The sequence below is a fragment of the Streptomyces sp. NBC_01571 genome, from assembly GCF_026339875.1.
Lineage (GTDB): Bacteria > Actinomycetota > Actinomycetes > Streptomycetales > Streptomycetaceae > Streptomyces.
Genome location: NZ_JAPEPZ010000001.1, coordinates 2,211,482 through 2,227,544, shown reverse-complemented (window position 1 = coordinate 2,227,544; position 16,063 = coordinate 2,211,482). Strand labels below are relative to the sequence as shown.

Annotated in this window: 14 protein-coding genes; 10 read left to right on the top strand and 4 right to left on the bottom strand. The window is 70.2% G+C overall.

Going from position 1 to position 16,063, the window contains the following annotated elements; translation table 11 throughout:
• Positions 1-47: 47 nt before the first annotated feature.
• The 4 genes from OHB41_RS10030 to OHB41_RS10015 form a co-directional block, all read right to left on the bottom strand.
• A complete protein-coding gene (locus tag OHB41_RS10030; protein ID WP_266705759.1) occupies positions 48-1,913 on the bottom strand; it encodes an ABC transporter ATP-binding protein in 1,866 nt (621 codons plus the stop codon).
• A gap of 541 nt (positions 1,914-2,454) precedes the next feature.
• The gene (locus OHB41_RS10025; RefSeq protein WP_266697492.1) at positions 2,455-3,591 is read right to left on the bottom strand and encodes a YhaZ family DNA alkylation repair protein; all 1,137 of its coding nucleotides are present in this window, start codon (positions 3,589-3,591) and stop codon (positions 2,455-2,457) included.
• A gap of 52 nt (positions 3,592-3,643) precedes the next feature.
• Complete coding sequence (locus OHB41_RS10020; protein ID WP_266697491.1) at positions 3,644-4,516, bottom strand: TauD/TfdA dioxygenase family protein; 873 nt, start codon at positions 4,514-4,516, stop codon at positions 3,644-3,646.
• A gap of 26 nt (positions 4,517-4,542) precedes the next feature.
• Positions 4,543-5,421, bottom strand: a complete 879-nt coding sequence (locus OHB41_RS10015; RefSeq protein ID WP_006379091.1) for an amino acid--tRNA ligase-related protein — start codon at positions 5,419-5,421, stop codon at positions 4,543-4,545.
• Positions 5,422-5,655: 234 nt separating this feature from the next.
• Between OHB41_RS10015 and OHB41_RS10010 the strand changes: the two genes are divergently transcribed.
• From OHB41_RS10010 to OHB41_RS09965, 10 genes are all read left to right on the top strand, one after another.
• Positions 5,656-7,074: an IS1182 family transposase gene (locus OHB41_RS10010; protein ID WP_526025027.1), complete on the top strand. Its 1,419-nt coding sequence runs from the start codon at positions 5,656-5,658 to the stop codon at positions 7,072-7,074.
• Positions 7,075-7,650: 576 nt separating this feature from the next.
• Positions 7,651-7,929 (top strand): hypothetical protein, encoded by a 279-nt coding sequence (locus OHB41_RS10005; protein ID WP_024127153.1) that lies wholly within the window; start codon positions 7,651-7,653, stop codon positions 7,927-7,929.
• Between the two features lie 133 nt (positions 7,930-8,062).
• Positions 8,063-9,103 carry a fatty acid desaturase gene (locus OHB41_RS10000; protein ID WP_266697490.1) on the top strand — a complete coding sequence of 347 codons (1,041 nt, stop codon included), beginning with the start codon at positions 8,063-8,065 and terminating at the stop codon, positions 9,101-9,103.
• 113 nt (positions 9,104-9,216) lie between these two features.
• Positions 9,217-10,362, top strand: coding sequence for an inosamine-phosphate amidinotransferase 1 (locus OHB41_RS09995; RefSeq protein WP_266697489.1), 1,146 nt, complete (start codon positions 9,217-9,219; stop codon positions 10,360-10,362).
• A 61-nt stretch (positions 10,363-10,423) separates the two neighbouring features.
• Positions 10,424-11,746: a JmjC domain-containing protein gene (locus OHB41_RS09990; RefSeq protein ID WP_266697488.1), complete on the top strand. Its 1,323-nt coding sequence runs from the start codon at positions 10,424-10,426 to the stop codon at positions 11,744-11,746.
• Positions 11,743-12,573, top strand: coding sequence for a DUF3865 domain-containing protein (locus OHB41_RS09985; protein WP_006378897.1), 831 nt, complete (start codon positions 11,743-11,745; stop codon positions 12,571-12,573). Before OHB41_RS09990 ends, OHB41_RS09985 begins: the two co-directional genes overlap by 4 nt.
• Positions 12,573-13,007: a GFA family protein gene (locus tag OHB41_RS09980; protein ID WP_006378701.1), complete on the top strand. Its 435-nt coding sequence runs from the start codon at positions 12,573-12,575 to the stop codon at positions 13,005-13,007. The genes OHB41_RS09985 and OHB41_RS09980 overlap by 1 nt, the downstream gene beginning before the upstream one ends.
• Before the next feature lie 129 nt (positions 13,008-13,136).
• A complete protein-coding gene (locus tag OHB41_RS09975) occupies positions 13,137-14,003 on the top strand; it encodes a dimethylarginine dimethylaminohydrolase family protein (RefSeq protein WP_006378929.1) in 867 nt (288 codons plus the stop codon).
• Between the two features lie 74 nt (positions 14,004-14,077).
• Complete coding sequence (locus tag OHB41_RS09970; protein WP_266697487.1) at positions 14,078-15,349, top strand: cation:proton antiporter; 1,272 nt, start codon at positions 14,078-14,080, stop codon at positions 15,347-15,349.
• The gene (locus tag OHB41_RS09965) at positions 15,346-15,918 is read left to right on the top strand and encodes a nitroreductase family protein (RefSeq protein WP_006378663.1); all 573 of its coding nucleotides are present in this window, start codon (positions 15,346-15,348) and stop codon (positions 15,916-15,918) included. Before OHB41_RS09970 ends, OHB41_RS09965 begins: the two co-directional genes overlap by 4 nt.
• Positions 15,919-16,063 lie beyond the last annotated feature (145 nt).

Sequence of the window (16,063 nt, the reverse complement as noted above, 5' to 3'; positions counted from 1 at the left end):
GGGGGCCGTGCGCCCGGGCGGAGCTGGTGAAGTGGTGTCGGGGCCCTTCACGCGCGGGTTCCGTGCTTCTCGCCGTCCGGCTCCGAGGTGACCTGGTAGGACAGCAACTGCTGGAACAGGCCGCCTTCTTGGGCGGCGAGGTCCTTGTAGGTGCCCTCCTGCACGACTCTGCCCTCGTCGAGGACAACGATCCGGTCGGCCACGGCGACGTTGGTGATGCGATGCGTGACCAGCAACACCACCCGGTCCTGGGCCAGGTCCCGCAGCCGCTGGAAGATTCTGTATTCGGCGCGAGGGTCGAGGTTGGCGGTCGGCTCGTCGAGGACCAGGAGCCCTGCCTCGCGGAAGAATGCCCGGGCGAGCGCGATGCGCTGCCACTGGCCGCCGCTCAGTTCCTCGCCGTTCAGCCACTCGCGGGCCAGGAGCGTGTCCAGGCCGGCGCCGAGCTTGTCGACGACCTCGTCCGCGTCGGAGGCCTCACAGGCTTCGAGGACCGCCGCGTCACCGCGGGCCGTGGGCTGCCCCTGGGTGACATTCTCGCGGACCGTCAGCGGCCAGTGCGCGTAGTCCTGCGGCACCAGGGCCACCTGCTGCCACAGTGCCTGCGGGTCGGCGTCGTCGGTGGGGACGCCGTCCCACAGCACCTGTCCTCCAGTGGGCAGGTACAGGCCGCTGACCAGCTTCGGCAGCGTTGATTTCCCCGATCCGTTGAAGCCGACCAGTGCTGTGACCTCGCCCCGGCGCAGCGTGAGCGAGACGTCGGACAACGCGTCCTGGTCCTTCCCGGCGTAGCGGTGCGAGACCGACTTGATCTTGATCTCGTTTGGTGGCGCTGGCCGGTGCTCGCCGCGGCGCATGGTGTAGCCGCCGGCCAAGTCGAGGAACCGGGTCCAGTCGTCCATGTAGAGGCCGGTACGCACGGCACGGGCCCCGACGGCGACCAGCCCGCGTACCGACTGGCCCACCGTCTGCAGAGCGAAGACGGCCGTGCCGGCGTGGCCGACGCTGATGCGGCCGGTGGCCAGCAGCCACACCACCGCCGCCCACACGACAGCCGATCCGAGGCCGCCGCACAGCGCGCCGAACAGCGACATGCGGGCGCCCTGGTCGGCCGCGGTCCGGTCTTCGCGGTTGATCCGGGCGACCGTCTGCCGGTACCGGCCGGACAGGAAATCGGCCATGGTGCCGGCACGGATCTGGTCGGCTGCCTCGCGGGTGAAGATGTGCCAACGCAGCACCGACAGCATGCGGTTGTCGCCGTTGCTGCGGAGGTTCGCCAGGTAGCGGACCCGGGCGGCGCTGACCTGGGCGAGGGCCTGCGGCAGGCTGGCCACGACCAGAAGGGGAAGCAGCACCCAGCTCACCCCGGCCAGCACGATGGCCCCGGCGAGGAAGGAGGCCGCCGAGGCGATAAGGTCCTGGCCCTCGTTGACCAGGTCGCCGGTGACCTGTGCTCCGCGGTCGGCGGCTTCGCGGTCGCGGTTGAAGTCGGGGTCGTCGTAGGCGGAGAGCTCCACCTCGGCACAGCCGGTGAGCAGCATCTGCTCGGCTTCGCGCGACATGAGCGGGCCCAGTCGGGAGGAGAGCCAGCTGACGGTGATGCCCAGCAGCGCCCGCACCCCGGTCGCAGCCGCCAGCAGGGCTACGGACGGCCATGCCTGGAGGAGCCGGTGGTAGACGTCGGCGCTGGTCAGCAGTGCGGTGAGGGTTCCGCTGATCGCGATGAGGCCCAGGGCCTGCATGACGCCGGCGACCGTCTGGCACAGCAGGAGACCGGTGGTGGCCTTCCGGTCAACGCGCCAGGCCAGTGCCAGCGAACGCCGCACCAGCTGGGGCAGGCGCCGGGCCATGTCCCGCATCCGGATGGAGCGGCCGGCCGCCTCGCGGCTGCCGGTCAGGTCCACGTACCGCATCTCCGGGGCGGGGGAGGGCTGCTCCGCGCCGGCGCCCGGCGCGGCTTGCGGTGACGCGGCCGGCGGGGCGGGCGGAAGGGGGGTGGGGCGCGGCCCCGGGACGGTCTCGGCGGTTTCATCGGTCGACTCACTCATGCCGCCCACCTCGTATCCAGACGTGCTGAGCAGCGGGTGTCGTCAACACGGCGCACCGTCACGGGGGTGGGCCGTCGTTCGATTCCGGAGGGCTGATGCACGGGGGTGGGGGCGGGATTCATGATGTCCTCCATCTGGGCGGGGAAGTGGCACTGGTGCTCTAAGAACGCGTCGGATCGGGCTCCGTCACGGCTCATTTCGTGAACACACGTTCTGATCGGGCTGTTGGGGCGGGCAGGGTGCGGCGGCGGCCCTTGAAATCTGTTCGACGCAGTCGGCTCACTCCTTCGGGGGATTGCCGTGCTGGCCGGGGATCCGGTGTGGGGCATGGCTGACCGGGCCGTGGCGAGGACGAGGCACGGCCCTGGTGGAGAGCGCTCAGATCAGGTAGAAGGCCGGTCGCGGATCATGCCGCGACGACCGTGAACGGCGCGACGGGAAAGCGGCGGCCGTTGACCTGGATCGCGACGGTGTACGGGCCGGGAGTGATCTTCGTTGTGGCCGTCGAACGCAGCTTGTGCGGCTTGGCCAGAAGGAGCGGCCGACCGGGCTGGACGGTGTTGCGGTTGAGGAAGTAGACCTTCTCGCGCGGCTTGCCGGTGGGGGTGGTGGAGGAAATCACGAACATGACATCCACCGGGACGGCCACGGTGGCGGTGAGGGCGGCGGAGAAGGTCAGCACGTCGCCGTCGGCCAACTCGGTACGTTCCAGGACGAGGGGTGTCAGCTCGAGAGGTGCGTCGTGCGGGTAGCCGAGGAAGGCGTAGGCGTCCGGCGAGCCCTTCTTGAGCCTGCTCCGCAGGGCCGTCCTGGCGATGAAGGCGAAGTGCCGGTCGGTGGCGCTGGCGGTGTCCTTCCACCGCCCGAGGGTGGCCAGGACGAGTTCGGGCTGCGTGCCGGCGAGGTCGTGGAGGTGGTTGGCGACGGAGGTACGGACGTAGGTGCTGGAATCGGCGTAGAGCCGGTCGAGCACAGGGAGCGCCGCATCGTCGGGCAGGGAGATGCGGGGCGCGCAGTGCAGGAGGGGGCGGGTGGCTTCACTCGCGAGCCGGCGGGTCCGGTGGTCCTCGTCGCGGGACCACGCGTCAACGGCCTTCATCGTCTCGTCGGGGAAGTCGTTGAGGAAGTCCCGCACGGCGACCTCTGCCGAGAAGTACCGGGTGAAGCGCGCGAGGGCGTCGAGGGCTTGGTCCAGGTACTCGCCGGTGCGCAGGTAGCGCGCGACGAAGTCGGAGTGCGGGGAGTAGGTGTGCCACCCGAAGTCGTTTGTGATGCCGGCGGCTTCGGGAGTCGGCGGCAGCGAGCGCAGCAGGACGTCGAGGGCTTCGGTGCCGGTGACCGGAAGGTGGGTGTGCAGTGCCTGGCTGGTCCGAGAAATCCGGTCTCTCAGCTCCAGTGCGGGCAGGTCGGACATCACGTCCTGTACGAAGGCGCCGGCGTCGAAGTCTGGGCACACGCCGTGCACTTGGTGTCCGATCTGGGTGATGCGCTCGAGGTTGAGGGCGGTTTCCTTCAGGGGCACCTTCACGGCCTTCGCGGTCATGGGCAAACACTAGGGCTGGCGACGAGCGCAGACAGCGTGTTCTCGCCGCCGGTCATCCCTCGGAGCCACGGGAAGCGGCATGCTGTCGAACGGCAGCGCGATACAGCAGGCGGGGGTGGCGGGAGCTGTCGCACGGGGATGCGGTGTGGAGGGTGGCGAGGTTGTCCCACACGACGAGGTCGCCCTGACTCCAGCGATGGCTGTAGTGGTACGGCGCTCTGGTCGTGTGCTCCAGCAGGTCGTCGATCAGGGCGCGGCTGTCCTGATCGGAGAGTCCGGTGACGCAGCGGATCACCATGGAGCCGAGCAGCAGTGAGCGGGCTCCGGTGACCGGATGGGTCAGGGCGAGCGGGTGCTCGACCTCTGGCTGGCCGGCGAGGCTCCCGGCCGCGGCCGACGACTGCCCGCCGCTGGCCTGGCTCTGCAACGCGCCGAGCTGCTGGATGGAGTGCACCGCGCGCATCTTCTCGATCCGCTGCCGTGCCGCCGGGGGGAGGCCGGTGTAGGCGCGGGTCGCGTCGGCGAAGCGGGTCTCGCCGCCTTCCTCGGGGGTGATGACCGAGTACAGCAGCGTCACGGCGGTCAGCTGTGGCTTGAAGCTGTTGTCGGCGTGCCATTCCTCCTCGTCGTCCCCGTCGTAGATGCCGACGTACTCGCCGTCCTCGACGATGTTGCTGATGACGGTCAGCCCGGGAAAGCCGCCGACGGCATAGCGACGGTCGATGCTCGTGTCCACCGTTCCGAAGCAGGAGGCGACGGTCAGGAGATCGGCGTGGGTCAGGTGCTGGCGGGGCACGACCAGCAGCCTGTGCTGGTGCAGGGCTCGCGCCAGCTGGGGCGCGAGTCCTTCGGCTTCGGTCGCGAGGTTGCAGTCGACGACGGCGCCGAAGCCGCTGTCGTCGAGCGGGCGCAGCGACAAGGACATCGCGGCTCCTTTCGGAAGGGTGGCGGTCAGAACTGGGCCGACTGCTGGAAGACGCTGATGTCCTTGATGCCGGAGGCGGCCATACACAGCCGCTCGATGCCGATGCCGAGCCCGACGCTGTGGGCCGGCGCTTGCCCGGCGTCGATCGCCTTCCACGCCAGGGCCTGCTCGTCGTCGTACAGGTCCACCGCACGGGCCCGCTCGACGAACGCGGCCCGGTCGGGCTCGTCCTCGTAGCCGTGCACGACTTCGAGGCCGTCGATCAGGACCTCGAAACGGTTGAGGACGGCGGTCGTGCCCGGTGTGAGACGGGCGCACGGCTCGTCCCCGCCGATCGGGTACTCGGTCAGGAACAGTGCGGCACCCGTGCTCTGGGTCTCCAGTTCGCGCTCCACGAACCGGCCGAGCACCGTCTTGAACGGCACCTCGGTACCCATGTCCAGGTGGGCGGCCATCTGTGCGGGCAGATCGCCGAGGGGCTCGCGGCGCAGGTCGATGCCGAAGACGTCATGGATGTGGCCGGCGACAGAGACCCGCTCGGGGGTGTAACGGATGTGCGGGACGACCAGGCGCTCGGCCAGCGCGAACAGGAACTCGAAATTCTCGTCGGCGGCGTAGAGGTCGAGCATCTGGAACTCGGGCGCGTGCAGCTCGTCCGGCTTCTCGGGCCGGAAGCACTGACCGATTTCGAAGACCCGCCGGTGGTGCTCCATGTTCACGCGCAGCGCCGGGCCGATCATCGCCCGCAGGAAGCGGCCCCCGTCGAGATCGACCGGCACGCGACGTCCCGGGCCGAGGTCGGCTCTGCGCACCGTAGGGGTGACCACCTCGACGAACGTCTCTGAGCGCAGCGTGTCACGCAGGCTGAACAGCAGGTCGGACTTCATCACAACGGGGTTGAGCACGTGTGCTCCTCAAGGCCTCTGTTTTCAACGGCAAATGGAGGGAATCCGGTCGCCACGGCGTCCTCGTGCACGGCTCCTCGGCGGTCCCACAAGCTAGGAGCGTGTCTCAGTAACCGGCAACCCGCCTGCGGTTCGTGATTATTCATACGGGATGATCACGGTATGCGTGGTGGCGAGGGGCTGTTCGAGGTCGAGCCGGTCGGGAAGAAGCGGCCGCAGGGTCAGCTGGCGGCGGTGGACAAGACGTTTCGGCCCTTCGATCCGCATCAGGTCCTGCTGCTGCCGCCGTCGCTGGACGACTGGCTGCCCGAGGGCCACCTGGCCCGGTTCGTCGCCGACCTGGTCGATGAGGTGCTCGACCTCGGACCGGTCCTGGCGGACTACACCGAAAAGCGCGGCTACCCGCCCTACGATCCGCGGCTGATGGTACGACTGCTGATCTACGGCTACACCACCGGCGTCCGCTCCTCCCGGGCGATCGAGCGCCGCCTGGCCGACGATGTCGCGTTCCGGTTCCTGGCCGCCGGCCAGGAACCGGACTTCCGCTCGATCGCCCGCTTCCGCCGCCGCCACCTCGACGCGCTGGCCGGTCTGTTCACCCAGTCCCTGCACCTCGCACAGACACTCGGCATGGTCAAGATGGGACGCGTCGCGCTGGACGGCACGAAACTGGAGGCCAGCGCCTCCAAACACAAGGCGATGAGCTACGGCCGCCTGGTCGACAAGGAAGAGCGGATAGAGGCCGAGATCGCCGCTCTGGAAGCGAAGGCCCACGCCCTGCTGACCGACGCCGAGGCCGCCGACGAAGCCGAGGACGACACCTTCGGCGTGGACGGCAAGGAGGCGGACCTGCCCGCCGAGCTGGACCGGCGTGAGAAACGCCTGGCGAAGCTGCAGGCCGCCCGCGCGCAGATCGAGGCCGAGGCCGCCGCCAAGGCCCGCGCCCACGCCGAGGACAAGGAACGCCGCCGTCAGGAACGTGCCGCCAGCAGCGACGAGCAGGCCGTCACCGACGCCGGGGAAGCGGCCGCCGCCAAGGCCCGTCCCAAGCCCAAAGCCCAGGCCAACTTCACCGACCCCGACTCGCGGATCATGAAGAACAGCGACGGCGCCTACATCCAGGCCTACAACGCCCAGGCCGTCGTCGACGAAGAACACCAGGTCATCACCGCCGCCGACGTGACGACCAACCCCTCCGACGCACTGAACTACACCACGATGCTCGACCAGTCCGCCCACAACACCGGCATCCACCCCAAGCAGGCCCTGGTCGACGCCGGGTACTGCTCCGAGACCAACCTCGAAGCCGCGAACGAGCGCCAACTGGCCTGCGGCACCGACACCTTCATGGCCACCGGCCGACTCGCCCACGACGAGCAGGTCCCGCCCGCTCCACGCGGACGCATCCCCAAGGACGCCACGCTGAAGGAGCGCATGGCCCGCAAACTGCGGACCAAACCCGGCCGGAAGGCATACAGCCGCCGCAAAGCCATCGTCGAACCTGTCTTCGGACAGGTCATGACCTGCCAGAACGGCCGCCAGCTCCTCCTGCGTGGCGAGGACGGCGCCCGCGGTGAGTGGCGACTGCTCGCCGCCTGCCACAACCTCCGCAAGATCTTCCGACACTCCGGGCTCGCCGCCCAGGCCGGCTGACCAGCCAGGCCCCCCGGCCCACGCCACAGGCCCTACCAGCCGAACAACAGCCGGGAAGGACCCAACCACGGCCTCACAGGTGCACACGAAACGGCCGCGACCGATCCCATCGATCACGGCCAGCGAGCCCCTTGCTCGTTACCGAGACACGCTCCTAGCCGCGGCGACGCGCGCAGCAGAAGCCCTTCTGCTGGCATCGCAGCGCCCGACGGCCCCGATCCGCCACTGTTCCAGGACGAGACTTCGGCGTTTCCGCAGCTCAGGTGGCATGGACGCGCAACGGTCACGCAACGGTCCCGTGCAACCGCCGCAACGCCCATAGCCGTTGCGGCTGCCTCCGGCGCAGCCCTAGCGTGACTGGCCAAGCGCCCAGCGCGACCACGTACCGCAACGCTCATCCAACGCTCATCCACGGATGGAGCGGACGTGCTCCGGCGCGACTTTCCACCGGCGGGCGCTCGCGCCCATGACGTCCGAGCCGACGGTTCAGCACCTCACCCGACCGCGGCCCGGCAGCTCCATCAGCCGATCACACGGACTCGCGGGGTCACCCGCGACCGAAGAGGGAGAACCTCCATGACCGCTACCGCCGCAATGACCCCGGACACCGGCCTGAAGGCCGGCATGCGCCCGGACGCCCCGGACCTGAAGGCCGGCATGCGTCCCGACGCCACCGACCTGAAGCTCGGCATGCGTCCCGACGCGGGCGCCCTCAAGCTCGGGATGCGTCCCGACGCCACCGACCTCAAGACCGGCATGCGCCCCGACGCCCCGGAGCTGAAGCTCGGGATGCGTCCCGACGCCACCGACCTCAAGGCCGGCATGCGCCCGGACAGCGCCCTCACCGCCGCCTGATCCGCGGCTGAACCACCCTTCCGTCGTCCTCCGGCGCGCCCGCCAACAGTGCGCCCGCCAGTGCGCTGCCCAGCCGCGGGCGCGCCGGAGCACGGCACATTCCCACCCCGCACCACATCGACTGGAGGACCTGATGGGCAGCCCCGCCAGCAGGACCCGCAACGGCACCGGAGCCTCCGGCCCCGTGCGTAAGGCCCTCGGCCAGCAGCTCATCACCGACCTGGAGAAGCTCTGCGGACGCCCGACGATCGGTCTGTGGGATGTCGCCTGGGACCTTGTCGCGATCGCCGCCGCAGCGATCGCCGGGCATCTCGTCGGCCACGTCGTCGGCCCGCTGATCGCCGTCTGCTACATCGGCGTGCGCCAGCGCCACCTGTCCAACCTCGGGCACGAGTGCGTGCACTCCAAGCTCATGGTCACCCGCCGCGGCAACCGGGTCATCGGATACCTGCTGACCGGGCTACTCGGTGAGGGCTTCGCGCCGTACCGCAGCAGCCACTATGTGCACCACGCCAAGCTCGGCTCCGACGACGATCCGATGTTCCAGTCCTACCTCGCGGGCAACATCCGTGCCGCCGGCCGGGCGCCCAGCCGGCGCGCGTTCGTCCTGCGGGTCATCGTGCGCAACGCCATGTGGCGCCTGCCGAAGACCGCCGTGCTGACCCTGGTCACCCGCGCGCCGGGGGAGGCGTGGCGAGCGCTGGCCGCCCGTGCCCTGATCTGGGCGGCCGTCGTCGCCGCACTGTGGCCCGTGGGCGGCGTGCCGTACCTCCTGCTCTACTGGCTGCTCCCGCTCGTCTTGGTGCGGCCGGTCGTCACGTGGATCACTGATCTGGGCAACCACGCCGGGCTGATCGAGAACGACGACATCCTCCTGCAGACCCGCGGCTGGAGCTCGCACTGGCTCACCCGGCACCTGCTCGGCGGCCATCTCGACGACATGTACCACCCCGTCCACCACTGGTGTCCGCAGATCCCCTGGCGGCGCCTGCCCGAGGCCCGCGCCCTCACCTCGGAGCGTCTACAGCGGTGGGAGGAAGTGCCCTGGTGCTCCGGCTACTTCTTCCGCCGGCGCTCCACTCCCGACCAGCCGTGCGTGATCGAGGACATCATCGCCCGGCTCGCCACCGCCAGCGCCGCCTGCACCCCGCACCGGCACCCCTCGGCCGCCTGACCGCACCCTGAACCCGCCCGCCGAACCCCCGTACGGCACCGCCCCTCCCAGCGCGCACCCGCGCGCCGGAGGCAGGGGCGCGCCGTCGCCCGCCGCCGAGGAGGCGGCCCGCCATGCCCCAGACCGCCCCTGCCCCGCCGGCCCTGAACAGCTTCGACGAGTTCACCCGACTTGAAGAAGTGGTCCTCGGCCGCGCTGATCACTACAACGCCCACCACACCGACACCTCGTGGCGGCTGTTCTTCTACGACAACGTCGCCCCCGCCCTCGACGGGCATGCCAGCCCGTCGGGGGAGGAACTCCTGCCGATCCCCCCGCAACTCCTTGACGAGCTCAACGAGGACATCGCCGGCCTGGCCGATGCCCTGACCGGATGCGGGGTGAACGTTCTGCGGCCCGCGGCCCCGGGCAAGGACGTCGACATCCGCTCCCCGCACTGGGACGCGAGGGCCACCCCGCCGCTCAACGTCCGCGACCAGAGCATCGTCCTGGGCAACACCATCGTGGAGACTGCGCCCCACGTCCGCGCCCGCATCTTCGAGAACGACCTGCTCAAGCCGGCCTTCTACCGCTACTACCAGGCCGGGGGTGCGAACTGGCTGAGCATGCCCCGGCCCGCCCTGACCCGTGACTCCCTCGACACCGGCTACTTCACCCGCCAGGGCTTGGACGTCGCCCGCGCCACCGAAGGCGAGATGGCCGGCACGATCGAGGGCCTGGGCCTGGAGATGGTCTTCGACGGCGCGCAGTGCATGCGCCTGGGCCGCGACGTCCTGGTCAACGTCGCCAACCTCAACCACGAACTCGCCCTGCGCTGGCTCCGGGACAACCTGCGCGACCTGCGATTCCACCGCCTGGACGCCATGGCGGACAACCACATCGACAGCGTTCTGGTCCCGCTGCGCCCCGGCCTGATGCTGCTGCGCTCACCGGAGTACCTGAAATTTCTCCCCGAGGCCATGCAGTCCTGGGACGTGATCTACGCCCCCGAGACCGACGACCGCAACTTCCCGGACTACAGCGACCTCGGCTTCGTCATCCCCATCGGCAGCCGGTACATGGACATCAACCTGCTGTCCGTCGACGAGAACACCGTCGTCGTCAACTCCCTCTACCCGGAGCTGATCGCCGTCCTGGAGCGCCGCGGCTTCACCGTGATCCCGGTCCGCCACCGCCACCGGCGCCTGTTCGGCGGCGGCTTCCACTGCTTCACGCTCGACACCGTCCGCCGCGGCGGCCCCGAGGACTACCTCACCTGATCCCGCCGCCCGGCCACCCGGGCCCCTTGCCCCGCGCCGCCCGAACATCAGGAGACCCTTGATGAACAGCACCTACCCCTGGCCCCCCGACCAGGCATTCTGGACCGGCACCTTCCCCGAGCACACCACCGGACGGACCACGCCCTACCTGTTCAAGGGCATCATCCCCGCGGCCGCAGCCGGACCGGACGACGTCCTGGCGGGATTCGAGGCCATCCGCCGGGCCCACGCCGCCAGCGCCGACATCAAGGCGCACGCGCGCGTCTACGTCGGCGAGGACCGCCGCGACGACCTCCTGGCCCAAGCACTGACCGCCCCCTCCTGGGACGAGGGCGTGGACGTCTTCGTGCCGTGGATGCAAGATGTCGCCGCCGCCGAGCGGTTCTCCCTGGTCATCAACAACCTGGAGACCATCAGCCCCGCCCTCGCCGCCGGCCTCGGCACCTTCCTCAAGAGCGTCATCGACGGGTGGGGCCTGCCCCTGGGCGGCGCCGAACAGGTCGCCTTCGCCGGCAACTACAGCGGGACCGCGTTCGGCATCCACGAGGGCTACGAGGACGCCTTCCTCGTCCACCTCGGCCCCAACGCCAAGAACTTCTACTGCTGGCCCGCCGAGCAGTACGAGAAGCTCACTGGCGGCAAAAAGGCCACCCTCGGCGACTACCAGGCGCTGCTGGAAGAGGCCGAGCACTTCCTCCTGGAGCCGGGCGACGCCCTGTTCCTGCCCCGCCGGGTCTTCCACGTCGGCACCCAGGACACCTTCTCCGTCTCGGTGGCCATGCCGCTCTACACCTACCCGTACGCGCAGATCCTGCAGAGCCGCATCATCCCGGACGTGCTCGCCGCGCTGGCCGGCGAGGGACCCGACGACCCGCTCAACGAGCCCTCCGCGATGGCGGACACGGCGGTTGGGCTCGACGCCGTCGCCGACCGGCTGTCCGGCGTCGGCCGCGAACTGCTGCTCCTCGCCGTCGACCGCGTCGGCGGCGAGGCCCGCCAGCACGCCGAGCAGCGGTGGGCCACGCTGCTCAGCAACGGCGGCTGGGAACTCGTCGAAGGTGACCTCGCCCGCCAGGAAGCCGCGGACGCCTTCGACCCCGAGCAGGTGACGCCCGGCGCCGAGATCACGCTGATCGCCCCCTACCAGGTGACCACCCTCGACAGCGGCGACGACACCCGGCAGGTCCTGCTGCGCGGCCATCAGACGGGCATCGCCCTCGATGACGCGGCCCTGGACCGGGACACCGTCGCCGCGCTCAACGACGGCGACACGATCGCTCTGCCTGACAACCCCGAACTCCTCGCGGCCGTCCGGGCCCTGGGAGCCACCGGCGGCCTGCAGCTGTCGCCCCGCCCCGCCGACACGGAGGACACCAAGAAATGACCCCCGACAACAGCCTCATCCAGGCGTACATCAAGGCCAACCCCGAGACGCAGAGCGCCGTCAACGGCACCCTGCTGGGCAAGTTCACCTCCGGCAACGCCCTGGTCACCGCGCACCTGACGCCGATGGTCGACTGGACGTACGGGAAGATCGCCGAGAAGGTCGGCGCGGCCGACCTCAACGAGCGCCAGGCCCGGATGTACATCGAAGAGCTGAGCGTCTTCGCCCGCTACAACGCGCAGTACCTCAAGGCGGCCGCCACCAGCGTGGAGGGGTTCTGCCCCGAACTCGCGCACGAGCTGCGCCGCAACCACCTGGAAGAGGGCGGCGAGCGCGGCAAGGTCCCCGCGCACTACGTCCTCTACACCAACGCGCTCCTGTCCGATCTCGGACTCCTCGTCAACGGCCACGTGCCCGCCCGCGAGACCGAGACGCTGGTCAACCTCCACCAGTGGATGGTCGGCTCGCACATGCCCAGCCACATCGCGGGCGCCTACTATGCGACCGAGGCCGTGGCGATCGCCGAGACCGAGATCCTGCGCGACATCACTAACCGCTACGGCGTGCTGACCGGTCAGGGCAGCGGCAGCGAGCTCAAGGCCCTGCACTACTACTACGAGCTCCACCTCGACGACGAACACGAGGCCGCCCAGGTCGGCGGGCTGAGCGTCGAGGCTGCCCACATCGAAGGTCTGGCGCGATTCATCAGAGAGAGTGAACTCTTCCACATCGACCTGCCCCAGGCCCTCGACGGCTTCCTCACGATCGCAGAGGGAATGACACACTGGTGGGCTCAACTCGCCCACCGTGCCTCGGAGATGAACTGATGAACGCCACCCCCGACATCGTCGCCGCAGCCCAGGAGCGCTCCGGCGGATGCCTGTGCGGACGGATCCGCTTCACCGTCAAGGGGCCGGCCGTCTACCCGCACACGTGCAGCTGCCCGCACTGCCAGAAGCTCGGAGGCGGGCCGATGATGTGGTGGGCCGGCTTCGCTCCGGACGGTGTCACCTGGACCAACGGGGTCGAGCCGACCTGGTTCGAGACGTTCCCGGGCGAGGCCAAGCGCGGATTCTGCCCGGACTGCGGCAGCCGCCTCGCGGCGATCGACAGCGACGTCCCCGAGCTCGGCATCGTCGTCACGGCCCTGGACAACACCAGCGGAGCCGACCTCGTCCCCGTCAACCAGTCCTTCCGCGACAACAACGTGCGCTGGCTGCCCCAGGTCCCAGACACCCAGAAGAAGAGCCCCGTCGGCTGACACCCGCGAGACCTCCGGGGGCCGGCAGCCTGACCTGCCGGCCCCCGGACCCCGCCCCTCCTGGGCTCGTCTGCGCCGCGTCCGTCTCGCCGTTCGACCCGCCCAGCACCAGACCCAGGAGGGCTCATCGTGCTCATCCCGCACGCCACCAGCGAGTACGGCGCCCTGCGCCACGTCGCTCTGCGTTACGCCGGCGATGTCACCCCCGACCTCGACGGTCCCGACGTCCATCCCGTCCTGGCCCGCCAGAAGACCACCAGTTCCTGGAGGCCGTACGACCCGGCCACCGTCCGCGCCCAGCAGGACACCCTGATCGACCTGCTGCGCAGCCGCGGCACGGAGGTGACCCTCCTCGACGCGGCGCCGGGCTGCCCGGTCCAGCACTACCCCCGCGACATCGCCTTCGTCATCGACCACGTCCTGGTCATGGCACGCCTGAACTCGGTTCACCGCCTCCCGGAGGCTGACGCGCTCACCGCGCTCATGACCGAGGCCCCGCACGTCGTTCATCTCGACGAGGGCACCATCGAGGGCGGTGACGTCATCCTCCACACCGACACCGTCCTGGTCGGCCTCGGTGAGGAGACATCCCCCAAGGGCGTCACGGCGCTGCAACAGGCTCTGTCCCACCACGGCGTCGCCCGCGAAGTGCGCCCGGTCCGCTTCGCCGTCGACGGCATCGTCCACCTGGACGACCACTTCACCATCGTCGCCCCCGACACCGCCCTCATCCACCGCGCCGTCTTCCCGCCCGCCGAACTGCGCTGGTTCGAGCAGCACTTCGACCTCATCGACGTCCACGACGACGAAGCCCGTGCTGTGCAGGCCAACGTCCTGGCGCTCGCGCCGGGAACCGTGATCATCGCCGTCGGCAGCGACCGCATCGCCGCGCAGCTCGCTGGCCGCGGACTCGAGGTCCTGGCCGTCGACTACTCCGAGGTCACCCGCATCCCCGGCTCGCTTCGCTGCACCACTTTGCCGCTGACCCGCGCCTGATCCACTCCATCCCCCGCCCGGCGCCCGCCTGCCGTCCCGCCGCGCGGCCATCCGCCCCGACTCCCGGAGCTGCCGTGTCCGATTCGCTGCTGCCCGTGCTCCTCGCCGTCCCGGTCGTGGTCCTCGCCTGCCAGGTAGGCGGGAGCGCCGTACGGCTATTCGGCCAGCCGCCGGTCATCGGCGAAGTCCTGGCCGGGATCCTGCTCGGACCCTCGCTGCTCGGCTGGCTCGCCCCCAGCGTCCAGCACCATCTCTTGCCGCCCTCGGTCCTGCCCATCACCTCCGCCCTGGGCAACCTGGGCCTTTTAACGTTCCTCTTCCTGATCGGACTGGAACTCGACCTCCGTACCCTGGGCACCAGCCGAGGCGCGGTCGCCGCCGTCAGCCTCAGCGGCGTCCTGCTCCCCATGGCCCTCGGCGCCGGCCTGGCCGCGGCGCTCTACCCGCACTTCGCCCCCGACGGGGTCGGCCGGCTGCCGTTCACCCTGTTCGTCGCCGTCGCCGTGAGCATCACGGCCTTCCCGGTCCTCGCACGGATCCTCGCTGACAGAGGCATGGAGACCACGCCCCTGGGTGCCTTCGCCCTGGCCTGCGCCGCCACCGACGACGCTCTCGCCTGGTGCCTGCTCACCGCGGTCGTCGCCCTGTCCACCTCCGGCACCGCCCTGTCGGCCCTGACCACCCTCGCCCTGACCGCTGCCTTCGCCGCCGGCCTCACCGCCCTGCGCCCGGCACTGCGCGCCCTGCTCGAACGCGCCGGCCGCACTTCCGACGACCTCGTCCTGGTCCTGCTTTTCGCCGGACTGTGCCTCAGCGCCTACACCACCGACCAGATCGGCGTGCACCCCGCCTTCGGCGCCTTCCTGTTCGGCGCATGCGCGCCCCGGGGCCTCCGGGCCGTCGAGCGCAGCGCCGCCCGCATCCGCGCTGTCGTCCTTCCCCTCTTGCTGCCGCTGTTCTTCGTCGACACCGGCCTGCACACCGACCTCTCCACACTGCCGGCCGGACAGTGGGGCTGGGGAGCGGCGATCCTGGGCATCGCCGTCATCGGCAAATGGGGCGGCGCTGCCGGCGCAGCGCGGCTCACCGGCTTCGACTGGCGCTGGTCGGCCGCCGTCGGCACGCTCATGAACTGCCGCGGCCTGACCGAACTCGTCGTGCTCGGCATCGGCATCCAGATCGGCGTCATCAGCGAGCCCCTGTTCACCCTCCTGGTGGTCATGACCGTCATCACCACCGCAGCCACCGCCCCGATACTCAGGCGCGTTGCCGGCGACGACCCGAGGATGACCCCGTCCCCGCACGCCGAATCCGAGCGTGACCCCGCCCGAGAGGCCACGGGATGACCCCGCCTCCGAACCCGGTTCTGGAAGCCGTCCTCAGTCGGCGCAGTACCCCCCGCTTGACCGAGCCCGCGCCCGGCCGCCACGACCTGGAGCGCCTCGTCCAGGCCGCGGCCACCGCACCCGACCACGGGCGACTCCACCCATGGCGGCTGATCGCGGTGACCGGCGACGAGCGGGCCCGACTCGGTGAGGTGCTCGGCGAAGCCGCCGCGCCGGAGCAGGCCCGGCGCGCCGCCGCGAAGCCTCTACGCGCCCCGCTGCTCCTGTCGATCGTGCACTGCCCTGTACCCGACCATCCGAAGGTTCCCGACTGGGAGCAGCTGGCCGCCACCACCGGCATGGTCACCATGCTGTCGCTGCTCCTGCACAGCCACGGCTGGGCATCGATCTGGCGCACCGGGTCCGCAATCCAGGCCCCCCAGGTCCGCAAGTACCTCGGCGTCGCCGATGGGGAGCAGCTGCTGGGCTGGCTGTACGTCGGCACCCGCTGTACGCCCGGCACTTCCGCTGAACGGCCTCCGCTCGACACCACGGTCAAGATCACCTGGCCCGACGATGCGAGCGGCTGAGCCTCCCGCCAGCACTCGGACACGCAGACCAGGCCCGACAGCTCCTGCGGGCGCCAGACCGAACCCTGCTGAGCACCACCGTGAAAGGCCGACCATGCACAACATCCACCAAATCGAGACACACGGGCGCCCCGTACGCGTGAGC